The sequence below is a fragment of the Microbacterium aurum genome (genome assembly GCF_016907815.1).
Classification (GTDB): Bacteria; Actinomycetota; Actinomycetes; order Actinomycetales; family Microbacteriaceae; genus Microbacterium; species Microbacterium aurum.
The window spans coordinates 2,406,167-2,418,349 of sequence record NZ_JAFBCQ010000001.1; the positions used below are offsets into that span (position 1 = coordinate 2,406,167).

10 protein-coding genes are annotated in these 12,183 nt (G+C 69.0%); 5 read left to right on the top strand and 5 right to left on the bottom strand.

The window, feature by feature from the left end:
• Positions 1–75: 75 nt before the first annotated feature.
• Positions 76–1,455, bottom strand: coding sequence for a dihydrolipoyl dehydrogenase (lpdA, locus tag JOD60_RS11875; protein WP_076690800.1), 1,380 nt, complete (start codon positions 1,453–1,455; stop codon positions 76–78).
• Positions 1,452–2,921 carry a leucyl aminopeptidase gene (locus tag JOD60_RS11880; protein ID WP_076690801.1) on the bottom strand — a complete coding sequence of 490 codons (1,470 nt, stop codon included), beginning with the start codon at positions 2,919–2,921 and terminating at the stop codon, positions 1,452–1,454. The genes lpdA and JOD60_RS11880 overlap by 4 nt, the downstream gene beginning before the upstream one ends.
• Before the next feature lie 105 nt (positions 2,922–3,026).
• On the opposite strand from JOD60_RS11880, the gene JOD60_RS11885 reads away from it, so the two are divergent.
• The 3 genes from JOD60_RS11885 (at position 3,027) to JOD60_RS11895 (ending at position 6,256) form a co-directional block, all read left to right on the top strand.
• A complete protein-coding gene (locus JOD60_RS11885) occupies positions 3,027–3,980 on the top strand; it encodes a proteasome assembly chaperone family protein (RefSeq protein ID WP_076690802.1) in 954 nt (317 codons plus the stop codon).
• Positions 3,981–4,190: 210 nt separating this feature from the next.
• Positions 4,191–5,558 carry an RNA polymerase sigma factor gene (locus JOD60_RS11890; RefSeq protein WP_076690803.1) on the top strand — a complete coding sequence of 456 codons (1,368 nt, stop codon included), beginning with the start codon at positions 4,191–4,193 and terminating at the stop codon, positions 5,556–5,558.
• Positions 5,555–6,256 carry a coenzyme F420-0:L-glutamate ligase gene (locus tag JOD60_RS11895; protein ID WP_076690804.1) on the top strand — a complete coding sequence of 234 codons (702 nt, stop codon included), beginning with the start codon at positions 5,555–5,557 and terminating at the stop codon, positions 6,254–6,256. The genes JOD60_RS11890 and JOD60_RS11895 overlap by 4 nt, the downstream gene beginning before the upstream one ends.
• On the opposite strand, the gene JOD60_RS11900 is transcribed toward JOD60_RS11895, so the two are convergent.
• Positions 6,257–7,282, bottom strand: coding sequence for a sugar-transfer associated ATP-grasp domain-containing protein (locus JOD60_RS11900; RefSeq protein ID WP_076690805.1), 1,026 nt, complete (start codon positions 7,280–7,282; stop codon positions 6,257–6,259).
• Between the two features lie 56 nt (positions 7,283–7,338).
• Positions 7,339–7,554: a DUF7455 domain-containing protein gene (locus JOD60_RS11905; RefSeq protein WP_076690806.1), complete on the bottom strand. Its 216-nt coding sequence runs from the start codon at positions 7,552–7,554 to the stop codon at positions 7,339–7,341.
• 193 nt (positions 7,555–7,747) lie between these two features.
• Between JOD60_RS11905 and JOD60_RS11910 the strand changes: the two genes are divergently transcribed.
• Entirely contained in the window at positions 7,748–9,820 is a 2,073-nt protein-coding gene (locus JOD60_RS11910) for a DNA gyrase/topoisomerase IV subunit B (RefSeq protein WP_076690807.1), read from the top strand.
• Positions 9,821–10,113: 293 nt separating this feature from the next.
• Here the strand turns inward: JOD60_RS11910 and JOD60_RS11915 are convergent, their stop codons facing one another.
• Entirely contained in the window at positions 10,114–11,250 is a 1,137-nt protein-coding gene (locus tag JOD60_RS11915) for a sensor histidine kinase (RefSeq protein WP_076690808.1), read from the bottom strand.
• A gap of 249 nt (positions 11,251–11,499) precedes the next feature.
• Between JOD60_RS11915 and JOD60_RS11920 the strand changes: the two genes are divergently transcribed.
• On the top strand, positions 11,500–12,162 hold the full coding sequence (locus tag JOD60_RS11920) for a response regulator (RefSeq protein ID WP_084202000.1): 663 nt from the start codon (positions 11,500–11,502) through the stop codon (positions 12,160–12,162).
• Positions 12,163–12,183 lie beyond the last annotated feature (21 nt).

Below are 12,183 nucleotides of genomic sequence, written 5' to 3' on the forward strand. Positions count from 1 at the left end.
CCTTCAGAAGTTCGATGTCCTGATCTAGCTTAGTGACCCTCCGGACCGCCGGTGGCGGCACGCGGAGCGCACGGTTCACAGTGCGTGCAGCGGCTTGCCCGCCAGCGCCAGGAATGCCTCGCCGAGCGCCTCGCTCTGCGTTGGGTGGGCGTGCAGCAGCGGGGCGATGTCCTCCGGGTGCGCTTCCCAGGCGACGGCCAGCTGCCCTTCGGTGATGAGCTCGCCGACCCGATCGCCCACCAGATGGACCCCGAGCACCGGCCCGTCCGCGACGCGGACGACTTTCGCGATGCCGGAGGTGCCAATGATCTCGCTGCGCCCGTTGCCGGCGAGGTTGTACTCGTATGCGACGACGGCATCGCCGTGCTCGGCGCGGGCCGCCTCCTCGGTCACGCCGACCGAGGCGACCTCCGGGTGCGAGTACGTGATGCGCGGGATCGTGTGCTCGGCCACCGCCACCGGGTTCAATCCGGCGATCTCCTCCGCGACGAAGATGCCCTGCTGGAATCCGCGATGCGCGAGCTGGAGGCCGGGGACGATGTCGCCGGCGGCCCAGACATGCGGCACGCTGGTCTGCAGCCGCGCGTCCACGGTGACGAAGCCGCGGTCGAGGGCGATGCCCGCTTCCTCGAACCCCATTCCGGCGGTCGCGGGACCGCGTCCGACCGCGACCAGCAGGTAGTCCGCCGACAGCTGTCCACCGTCTTCCAGCGTGACCGTGACCCCGGCATCCGTCTGCGACACCGAGGCGAACCGCGCGCCGAGCCGCGCCGTGATGCCGCGCTTGCGGAAGGCGCGTTCGAGCGCCTTGCTGGCGGCCACATCCTCCACGGGCACGAGGTGGTCGAGGGCTTCGAGGATCGTGACCTCGGCGCCCAGCGAGCGCCACGCGCTGGCGAACTCGACGCCGATGACCCCGCCGCCGAGCACGATGACGGATGCCGGGACCTCCCGCAACGCGAGGGCCTGCTCGCTGCCGATGACGCGACCGGCGAGCTCGAGGCCCGGCAGGGTGCGGGTGTACGAGCCGGTCGCGAGCAGGACGTCGGCGCCGCGGTACCGGTCGTCTCCGACGGCGACCGCCGGCCCGTCGGCGTCGACGACAAGCCGGCCGACACCGGCGACGACCGTGATGCCGCGAGCCCGGACGAGGCCTTCGAGACCCGCGAACTTCTTCGCGACGATCCGCTCTCGGAACGCGGCGACCGCCTCGGCGTCGACCCCCTCGAGCGTCGCGCCGATGCCCACCGACGCCGCCGCGCGCACCTGATCGGCGACCTCCGCGGAGTGCAGGAGTGCCTTCGTCGGAATGCACCCGCGATGCAGGCACGTGCCGCCCAGCCGATCCTGCTCGACGAGCACGACGGAGCGCCCGAGCTCGGCTGCGCGCAGTGCCGCGGCATAGCCGGCGGACCCGCCGCCCAGGATCACGAGGTCGCTGACATGGTCGGTCATCGCGCGTCTCCTTCGACGAAAGCGAGCAGCGACCGGACGGCCGCCGCGGTGGGTCCCTTGTCGTTCGCACCGGCGGCCGCCTTCGCGGTCCCGCTCCCGGCGATGTCGAGATGCACCCAGGGGATGCGGGGAGCGTCGGCGTCGTCGGAGACGCGACCGACGAACCGCTGCAGGAACAGGCCCGCGAACAGCGCGCCGCCGGTGGGGTCGCCGATCTTCGCGTTCTGCAGGTCGGCGATGGGCGACTCCAGCTCCTCCGCCATGTGTGCGGGCAGGGGCAGCGGCCAGGCGAGCTCGCCGGCCTCATCCGCGGCGGCGAGGTACTCGGCGACGGCCTCCTCGTCGCCCATGACGCCGGTGTGCCGCGAACCGAGCGCGACCGAGATCGCACCGGTGAGCGTGGCGACGTCGATGATGACGTCGGGCTGGGTGCGGCTCGCGGCGACCAGTCCGTCGGCGAGCACCAGCCGGCCCTCCGCGTCGGTGTTGAGCACCTCGACGCTCGTGCCGTCCAGCATCCGCAGCACGTCGCCGGGGCGGATCGCGCGACCGGAGGGCATGTTGTCCGCGAGGCACATCCAGCCCGTCACCCGGACGGGCAGCGCGCGCTCGGCGGCGGCGCGGACGACGGCGAGCACGGTCGCCGCGCCGCACATGTCGTACTTCATACCGACCATGCTGGCCGCGGGCTTGAGCGAGAGGCCGCCGGTGTCGAACGTGATGCCCTTGCCGACCAGCGCGACGTGACGCTGGGCGCCGTCGGGGGCGTAGTCGAGGCGGACGAGACGCGGCGGCCGGTCGGATCCCTGTCCCACGCCGAGGATGCCGCCGTATCCGCCCTCGGCGAGCTCGCGCTCGTCGAGCACCGTCACGGTGATGGGCAGTTCGGCGACCGCCGCGGTGGCCGCGTCGGCGACGTCCTGGGGTCCCAGCCATTCGGCGGGGGTGTTGACGAGGTCCTTGACGAGCGCCGTGGCCGCCCCGATCGTGCGGGCACGATCCAGTTCGTCGGCCGCGTCCTCGGCGTGCAGAACGACGCGGGAGGCGCGCGCCGGTCCCGGCGCGGTCTTGTAGCCGTCGAAGCGGTAGCCGCCGATGACGGCCCCCTCGGCGAGGGCGCGCGCGGCACCGGCGGTGCCGGCGACGGCCGGGGCGCCGATGGCGACGACGTCGAACCCAGTGGTGGTCCGCACGGCGGCGCCCACGGCGTCGCGGAGCGTCGCGGCATCCGGGTCACTGCCCGTCCCCACGACGACAAGCGGCGTGCCGGTCGCGTCCGGGGCGTACGCGCGCACGGTCGCGCCGGCGGCACCCGTGAACCCGACCGCCTCCAGAGCGGCCTGCAGTCCCGGCCAGTCCGCGAGGATGTCTCCGGCGTCGGCGAGCGGCGGGAGCGCGAGGATCAGCGCATCGGCTTCGGCCCCGCGCAGGGGAACAGGGGAGTGCGACAGCTCGGGGAACGCCATGCGTCCCATCCTACGGACGCGCCCCCGGCGGCCCCCGGAGACCGCGGCTGTTCGCTGTCAGCGCGACCCGGCGCCGGCGTCGCCGCGGGCTCGTACAGTTGATCCATGCCCTTGAGCGGTCCCCTGTACGAACGTGTCGCGTCGGCACCGCCGGTTCCGGCCGGTCTGCCGATGGTGGTCGTGCTTACCGGTTTCACGGATGCCGGCGGTGCCGTGTCGCAGATGATCGAACTGTTCCGGGAGGACCTGTCGCCTTCGCCGGTGGTGTCCTTCTCGGCGGACGTGCTCCTCGATTACCGTGCCCGCCGGCCCGTCATCACCTTCGACGCCGACCATCTCACCGACTACCGTCCGCCGCGGCTGGAGCTCTCCCTCGTGCACGATGCGATCGGCCAGCCCTTCGTGCTGCTGGCCGGCTTCGAGCCGGACTTCGCGTGGGATGCCTTCACCGAGACCGTCGTCGGCCTCGCGGAGGGGCTTGAGGTCGCCACCGTGACATGGGTGCACGCCATTCCCATGCCGGTCCCGCACACCCGCCCCATCGGCACGACCGTCAGCGGCACGCGCAGCGAACTGACGCAGGCGCACTCGGTGTGGCAGCCGCACACGCAGGTCCCCGCGACGGTCGGTCATCTGCTCGAGCACCGATTCGCGCAGAGTGGAGCGGCCGTCTCGGGGTTCGTGCTCCTGGTGCCGCACTACCTCGCCGACACGGACTATCCGGCGGCCGCCCTGGCGGGCCTGGACAGCCTGTCCGTCGCCACCGGTCTCGTCTTCGATGCCGACGGCGTGCGCGAGGAGAATCGGGAGTATCTGGCCAAGGTCGACGACCAGGTCGAGGGCAACGCCGAGCTGACCGCGATGCTGCGCACGCTCGAGGAACGGTACGACTCCTATATGGCCGGCTCCAATCTGGGGCAGCCGATCATCCACACCGGCGACCTGCCGAGCGCCGACGAGCTCGCGGCCGAGCTCGAGCGCTTCCTCGCCGATCGTCGTCCCGACGACGACCGCCGCAGCGACGACAAGCGCGGGGACGACAAGTGGGGCCGCCGCTGACGGAATGCCCGGTGGCTCCGCGGCGTTGGATCTTCAGACGGTCCGACGCACGGAGCTATTGCGCATGGTCGGGACCATCATGTATGCGACAATGGACGTCCGACCCGTTGTCAGCACCAGGAGATCCCCCTCGCGGGAGACTCTGGGGACTTGACAAGGGTCTTACTCCTGTCCGAAAACCCGGCGGCTCCCGCCGGTGAAAGGCAAGACGTGACCTCAGGCACGAAGACCACCCGCACTCGCAAGGTCGACGAGACCGAAGCTGCGGAGCCCGCCACGGAACAGGCGACGGTGAAGCCCGCCACGGGTGCCAAGACGGCACGCACCGCGGCGAAGGCACCCGCGAAGGCCAAGGCTCCGGCCAAGGCGAAGGCAGCCCCCAAGAAGGCTTCCAAGGCCACGGCGTCCGACGAGGACGACGAGGAGATCGACGACGACGTCGAACTCGATGAGACCGACATCGACGCGGACGACAGCGACGACGCCGAGGAGACCCCGGCCGCCGCGAAGGGCGCGAAGAAGGCCGACGCCGAAGAGGACGACGACGAGGACGAGGAGGGCACGACCAAGCCCGCCTTCACCGAACCGCTGCCCACTGGCGCGATCGTCATCTCCTCGAGCGACGAGGACGACGTCCCGGTGTACTCGACGCAGATCACCGGTGCGACGGCAGACCCCGTCAAGGACTACCTCAAGCAGATCGGCAAGGTGCCGCTGCTGAACGCGGCCGAAGAGGTCGAGCTCGCGATGCGTATCGAGGCGGGCCTGTTCGCCGAGGAGAAGCTGTCGCACATGTCGGCGGCGGAGAAGTCCTCGCAGCTGGGACTGGACCTGCAGTGGGTCGCCCGCGACGGCCAGCGCGCCAAGAGCCATCTGCTCGGCGCGAACCTCCGCCTCGTGGTCTCCCTCGCCAAGCGCTACACCGGCCGCGGAATGCAGTTCCTGGACCTCATCCAGGAGGGCAACCTCGGTCTCATCCGCGCGGTCGAGAAGTTCGACTACACCAAGGGCTTCAAGTTCTCGACGTACGCGACGTGGTGGATCCGTCAGGCGATCACCCGCGCCATGGCCGACCAGGCGCGCACCATCCGCATCCCCGTTCATATGGTCGAGGTCATCAACAAGCTCGCCCGCGTGCAGCGTCAGATGCTGCAGGACCTGGGCCGCGAGCCCACGCCCGAAGAGCTCTCCCGCGAACTCGACATGACCCCGGAGAAGGTCATCGAGGTGCAGAAGTACGGCCGCGAGCCGATCTCCCTGCACACGCCCCTCGGCGAGGACGGCGACAGCGAGTTCGGCGACCTCATCGAGGACACCGAGGCCGTCGTCCCGGCCGACGCGGTCGGCTTCACCATGCTGCAGCGTCAGCTCGAATCCCTCCTCGACTCGCTCAGCGAGCGTGAGGCGGGCGTCATCCGCATGCGCTTCGGTCTCGGCGACGGCCAGCCGAAGACCCTCGACCAGATCGGCGACACGTTCGGCGTCACGCGCGAGCGCATCCGCCAGATCGAGTCGAAGACGATGGCCAAGCTTCGTCACCCGTCGCGGTCGCAGTCGCTGCGGGACTACCTCGAATGAGCGCGGACGTCCCGAACGACGGCAAGGCCCTCACGGTCACCGTCGACGGGGCGACGTTCGCGCGGATCCCCATCCGCACGCGCGTCGTCCTGCCCGGTGACCAGCTCGATCCGTTCATCACGGAGTACGCCGGACCGGTCGTCCGCGACGGCGACATCCTGTTCGTGACGGAGAAGATCGTCGCGATCACCCAGGGACGCTCCTACACGCTCGACGAGATCCAGCCGCGCGCGCTCGCGCGCTTCCTCTCGAAGTACGTCACGCGTACGTCCTACGGCATCGGCCTCGGCATGCCCGAGACCATGGAGATGGCGCTGCGCGAGTGCGGGACGCCCCGCATCCTGTTCGCCGCGGCCGTCAGCGCCGTGACGAAGCTGTTCGGACGCCGCGGCGACTTCTACCGGATCGCGGGCGACAAGGCCCGCGCCATCGACGGGCCGACGAGCGGCACGATCCCTCCCTACAACAAGGCGGTCGTGCTGGGGCCGGAGCGTCCGACCGAGGTCGCCGCCCACCTGAAGACACTCCTGGGCGTCGACGCCGAGGTCGCGGTCGTCGACATCAACGACATCGGCGGCAACATCCTCGGGTCGACCCTCGACAAGCCGGGGGAGCAGCGTCTGGTCCGCATCCTGAGCGACAACCCGCTCGGGCAGGGACACCAGTCCACGCCGCTCGGCGTCATCCGCGCGGCGTAGTCAGAACCCCATCGCCGCGCGGTAGCGCGGCAGGTGCCCGTGCCGGATGCCGGTGGCGCTGGGCTTGTTCTCGAACACGCCGGCGCCCCAGTTGCCCTCGACGAGCACGGGGCCGGATGCCGTGGCGACGATGTCCCAGCCGACGTAGCGCACCTGCGGCACGACGAGCGCGACCTCCGTGATGAGCGCGCGCACCGCGTCCATATCAGGCAACTGGAAATCAGCGATGCGCGCGCCCGTGTCGGGGTGCGCCTCGTACACCTCGCCGTGGATGTCGTAGCCCATCCCCATCGCGCGACCGTCCTCGTGCAGCGCCGTGTAGAAGCCGCCGAAGGAGCCTTGGTCACTCACCTGGCCGCGACCGAACTTCTGCGCCATGTTGATGATCTCGACCGTGCCGTCGTCGGTCACGAAGGTGGTGACGCGGGTCGTGTTCGCCGTGCCCGGCGCGATCGCCTCGAGGACCGGATGCTGGACGATCGCCTCCTCGACGAGCACCTGTCCCTTGCGGACGAGCTCGGCGTGGAATGCCTCCCAGTCGGTCACCTCGGCGGCGTAGTAGCGACTGACGCCGAAGCCCGATTTGCTGACCGGCTCCTTGCCGATGAGCACCGGATGCCGCTCGGCGAAGGCACGCAACTCACCGGCATCCGCCGTCTCGAGATCGAGCCACTCGCGGCCGAGGAAACGGTCGAAGAGCCGGTTGAACTCGGTCTTGTGGTGGAAGTGATGCACGAATGCCGGATCGTCGTACTTCTTGGACAGTTCCAGCGCGAGGGGACTGGTGACCCAGGTGGCGCGCTCGGCGCGGCTGAGGATCGCGAAGTCGAACTCGAGGTAGTCGTTGAATCCGACGCGGTGGCGCGCCGCCGACCACAGCATGTCGGTGAGGACGAGCGGGTAGCTCTTACCGTGAATCCGCGCCGTCTTGCGTGCGCGCTCGGTGACGGAGGCGACGTCGAAGCCGCGGGCTCGCTGCCAGAGGAAGCGGAGGCGATCGGTGACAGCGAGGCCGCGCGAAGACATGGGGCGTCCTTCCGGACCGAGGGGAGACGAATCCCCTCCAGTCTAGGAGAGCCCGGTCAGCGGGCTTCGGCCAGACGTGCCGTCTCGTCGTGCCACGAGGTCGCGACCTCGCGCAGCTTCTCCTCGTACTTGCGGCCGTGGTGAGCGCAGAACAGCAGCTCGCTGCCGTTGACCTCGGCGGCGATGTACGCCTGCGCACCGCACGAGTCGCACCGATCGGTGGCGGTCAGGCGGTACTCGAGGACGGGCTCTGCAGTGGTCGACATGCTCATTTCAGGTTCCTCCTCGATGCGTCGGCTGTGGTGCGGGTCCTTCACATACAACCACGCGGAAGCCGGTGGAATGCCGCGATCCGGTCACATTTCGCTGTGCGCGTACGATGACGGAGGCTCGGGAATACCGAGCTGAGGACGACCGCGTGTGTCGACGCCGCGACGTCGCAGGCCCGGCATATGCTTGGAGATTGTGACCGCCGAGTATTCCGCCCATCACCTCCAGGTGCTCGAAGGACTCGAGGCCGTCCGCAAGCGGCCCGGCATGTACATCGGGTCCACGGACTCCCGCGGCCTCATGCACTGCGTGTGGGAGATCATCGACAACTCGGTCGACGAGGCCCTCGCCGGGTTCGGCAGTCGCATCGACATCGTGCTCCACGCCGACGGCAGTGTCGAGGTGCGCGACCGCGCCCGGGGCATTCCCGTCGACGTCGAGCCACGGACGGGCCTGACCGGAGTCGAGGTCGTCTTCACGAAGCTGCACGCCGGCGGCAAGTTCGGCGGCGGCTCGTACGCCGCGTCCGGGGGACTCCACGGCGTCGGCGCCTCGGTCGTCAACGCCCTGTCGGAGCGCTTGGACGTCGAGGTCGACCGCGGCGGCAAGACGTATGCGATGTCGTTCCACCGCGGCGAGCCGGGCGAGTTCGCCGGGCCCAGTCCCGACTCGCCCTTCACTCCCTTCGAGCGCTCGTCGCAGCTGCGCGTGGTCGGCAAGGCTCCGAAAGGCGTCACGGGCACCCGCATCCGGTACTGGGCCGATCGGCAGATCTTCACGAAGGATGCTGCCTTCCACCTCGACGAGCTCGAGCAGCGCGCCCGCCAGACAGCGTTCCTCATCCCGGGCCTGGAGATCGCGATCTCCGACGAGCGCGGTGAGGAGCCGAGCACCACCAGCTACCGGTTCGACGGCGGCATCTCGGAGTTCGCCGACTTCCTCGCGCCGGATGCCGCGATCACCGACACGTGGCGCCTCGCCGGGACCGGGACCTTCACCGAGACCGTCCCGGTGCTCCAGCCCGGCGGCGCGATGGTTCCCACCGACGTCGAGCGCGAGTGCGCCGTCGACATCGCCCTGCGCTGGGGCACCGGCTACGAGACCGTCAGCCGCTCCTTCGTCAACATCATCGCGACCCCCAAGGGCGGCACCCACCAGGCCGGCTTCGAGCAGGGTCTCATGAAGGTGCTGCGCAGCCAGGTGGAGCAGAACGCGCGCCGGCTCAAGGTCGGTGCGGGCGAGAAGCTCGAGAAGGACGACATCATGGCGGGGCTCAGCGCCGTGCTGACGGTGCGACTGCCCGAGCCGCAGTTCGAAGGGCAGACGAAGGAGATCCTCGGCACGCCCGCGGTGCGCAACATCGTCGCCGCGGTCGTGGCGAAGGAGCTCGGCGCGCGGTTCTCGTCGACCAAGCGTGACGACAAGTCGCAGACGGCACTGCTGCTCGACAAGGTCGTCTCGGAGATGAAGGCGCGCATCTCCGCCCGCACGCACAAGGAGACCCAGCGCCGCAAGAACGCGCTGGAGTCCTCGTCACTGCCGGTCAAGCTCGCCGACTGCCGCACGAACGACGTGGAGCAGTCGGAGCTGTTCATCGTCGAGGGGGACTCCGCTCTGGGCACCGCCAAGCTCGCCCGCAACAGCGAGTATCAGGCGCTGCTGCCGATCCGCGGCAAGATCCTCAACGTCCAGAAGGCGTCGATCAGCGACATGCTGGGCAATGCCGAGTGCGCGGCGATCATCCAGACGATCGGCGCCGGCTCCGGCCGCAGCTTCGACCTCGACGCCGCGCGCTACGGCAAGATCATCCTGATGAGCGACGCCGACGTCGACGGCGCCCACATCCGCACCCTTCTGCTGACGCTCTTCTTCCGATACATGCGCCCGCTCATCGAAGCCGGACGCGTGTACGCGGCCGTCCCGCCGCTGCATCGCGTCATCGTCGTGAATCCGGGGTCGAAACCGAACGAGACCATCTACACCTACTCGGAGCAGGAACTGCACGCGCTGCTGGCGAAGGTGCAGAAGTCGGGGCGCCGCTGGCAGGAGCCGGTGCAGCGCTACAAGGGGCTCGGCGAGATGGATGCCGACCAGCTCGCCGAGACGACGATGGACCGGTCAGGACGCTTGCTCCGCCGCGTGCGGGTGCAGGATGCGGAGGCGGTGTCGGGTGTGTTCGAACTGCTCATGGGCAGCGACGTCGCACCGCGCCGGGACTTCATCGTCACTTCCAGCGATCGCCTGGACCGCGAGTCGATCGATGCGTGAGCCGCGCGGCGACGCGTAACAGGCCCAGAAATGCGCGGGGCCCGAAACCGATCTGGGGGGATTCGATTTCGGGCCATCGCCGCGGCATCGCACGCATGATCTCCGGATGACGACGGCGCGCGATGGCGGCCTTCGTCCCCGAAATCACGGAGATCGTGCGTCGTGCTCAGAGAAGAACCGACTGGGGACCAGTTCTTCGGCTGCACCCAGCATATGCGGGAGACGGGCGCGTCAACGTGGACGAACGGATGATTCGCTTGCGACTTTCGTCTATATGCGCCGTCGTCCCCGTCTCACGCCGTCAGCGGCAGTGCCGCGCTGACCACCCACCCCTCCGGCTCGCGCCGCGCGTCGAAGGAGCCGCCGAAGACGCGGAAGCGTTCTCGCAGACGGACGATGCCATAGCCCGACGAGGGGAGGCCGGCCGTGTGCGCGGGCGGTGAGTCGTCGGTGATGCGCAGATGCACCCAGTCGTGCTCGACGCGCAGCGAGATGCTGACGTGTCGGGCGCCCGTGGCGTGCTTGAGGACGTTGGTCGCGCTCTCCCGGATGACACGGATCAGCGCCAGCAGCGGAGCGTTGGGCAGCCGCACCTCCTCCGGGACGTCCACCTGAACGTCGATGCCGGCGTTGCGCAGTTCCTTGACCGACGCGGCCAGCGCGCCTTCGAGGCTGTCCGGAGCGGGGACGCGTTCGGGGGAGAGATTCTCCTCGCCGCGCACCATCCCCAGCACGCGGCGGATGTCGGTGAGGGCCTGCACGGCGGCCTCGCGGATCGCGGTCTGCGATTGGGTCCGCGTGCTCGAGTCCTCCGTGCGCTCCAGAACCGCGGCGTGCAGCGCGACGATGGTGATCTCATGGGCGACGATGTCGTGCAACTCGTCGGCGATGAGGTCGCGCTCGTGCCGCAGCTGCTCCGCGACCTCGCGTTCTGACGCTTCGAGTTGTGTAGCCAGTGTCTTCGCTCTCTCGGACTGCTGTCTGATCGCCACGCCGATCAGAAGACTGACGAGACTCAGGACCGCGATGACGATCGCACCGAGCGGCTGGAACGTCGCGTCATGGCCGGCAACCACCACGATGAGCCAGACCACCCATACAGCGGCATAGACCGCTGTCAGTGCGGGACTGCATGTGAAGGCGACGAGTCCCACGATCGCGGCGCCTGCAAGCAGGCTGTCGGAGACTCCAGTGATCGCGGCAGCGATGCTGGCGGCCATCACCGCCAGCGTTGCGATGGTCGGTCGCCAGGCAAACAGCGCGACCGCGACGGTCGCACTTGTCGTCACGACCGCAGAAACGACACTTGTCGCCCCGCCGTTGGTTGCTCTGAAGAGGGAGTCGAGGATGAGAGTGACCGCGATGAGAACGATGAGTGCTCGTCGAGCCCACGGGCTCAGCGGTCGATACTCCCAGAATGGGGTGCGCATGTATCTCGTAAGAGTTGCGCGTAAAGAAGTCACGTCGCGATTATCTCGCGAGCCCTTTCACTTCCAGATGCGAAGAACCTGTCCAAGCCAGTACCACATATGATTCACCTCCTGCAATGTCTCGAATCGATTCTTCAGACAGAGGTGATCCCGCACGAGCGACTATCGGATAGTCGCGTTGCGACTTTCGTCTATATCGGTCGAGCGGCGTCGGCAAGGGCGGATCCGGTGGCTCCGTAAGATGGCGATGTGAGTGACCCGATCAGAGTGATCATCGTCGACGACGAGTGGCTGGTGCGCGCCGCGCTGCGCGTGTTTCTGGAGTCGGCGGACGGATTCGAACTGGTCGGGGAGGCGGAGAACGGCGCCGACGCCGTCGCGCTGGTGCGATCCGAGCGGCCCGACGTCGTCCTGATGGACGTGCAGATGCCGAAGATGGACGGCATCGAGGCGACGCGGCGGATGACGCAGGAGTTCCCCGGCATCAAGATCGTCGCGCTCACCACGTTCTCGACCGAACGCGTGATCGTTCCGATGCTGAGCGCGGGCGCATCAGGCTTCCTCGTGAAGGACACCTCTCCCGACCGCATCCTCGACGCCGCGCGTCTCGCTCACGAGGGCGGATACGTCCTCTCGCCGCGCGTCGCGAAGGAGCTCGTGGCCTCGGTGCAGCAGTCCGACGCACGCGCGCCGCGCGACCTGACCCCCGCGGAGGTTCTGTCCGAGCGTGAGCTCGAAGTCGTGTCGCTGCTGGCGCAGGGCATGTCGAACGCCGAGATCGGCGCCGCACTGTTCCTGTCCGAGGCCACGGTGAAGTCGCACCTCAGCCGCATCACCGCGAAGTGGGGCGTGCGCGACCGCATCCAGGTGCTCATCCGCGCCGCGCAGCTCGGGCTCGTCACCCTCTCCTGAGGCGTCGAGCCACGCCGGCGA